Origin of the sequence: Corallococcus terminator, assembly GCF_003611635.1 — a bacterium.
GTDB classification, from domain to species: domain Bacteria; phylum Myxococcota; class Myxococcia; order Myxococcales; family Myxococcaceae; genus Corallococcus; species Corallococcus terminator.
The window spans coordinates 1-532 of the sequence record NZ_RAVZ01000784.1 but is presented as its reverse complement, the minus strand read 5'-3'; the positions used below and the strand labels follow the sequence as shown (position 1 = coordinate 532).

The following is a 532-nucleotide window of genomic DNA, read 5'->3' as shown; positions in this document are numbered from 1 at the left end:
CCCCAGGAAGGCGCCGCCCCCCGAGCCGTCGGCCCAGGCGCCGAGGACACCACCGACCCGGGCGAAGGCCCCCGCGCGGAGGGGACCGCCCCTCCGTCCAGGCAGGCTGCGACCGGGCAACTTCTCCAAGCGGATTGGAATTCGGCTCCGGAAGCGGAAGACTCCGGTCCACACCCTCGAGCTTTTCACCGAGAAGGGGCACCCCCGGCCCCGGAGGACTCACCCATGCAGAACCGGCCCTCGCGTCCGGGTTGGACCCCCGGCGCCGGCAGTGAGGACTCCACGACGAACGAGCGGCCCATGCGCAAGAGCGAGGACACCGAGCCCTCCTCTCTTCCCCCCGGGAAGGGCCCCGCGAAGGCCCGCGCCGGCTGGACGCCGGGCTCGGGCGCGGACGACGCCACCGAGGGCGCCGGCCCGTCCCCCCTCGCCCTGGGGCCCGACGAAGAAGAGGACTTCGACGACGAGCACACGGACGTGGACAAGCCCCAGCGCCCCGTCGCGAACCCAGCTTCGGAGCGGCGCTCCCCCC

General features: G+C 74.4%; 1 protein-coding gene. It reads left to right on the top strand.

What is annotated here, in order from left to right:
* Nucleotides 1-225: 225 nt before the first annotated feature.
* Nucleotides 226-532: hypothetical protein (locus D7V88_RS42125; protein WP_208726785.1), on the top strand; the 307-nt coding region annotated here is incomplete at its 3' end.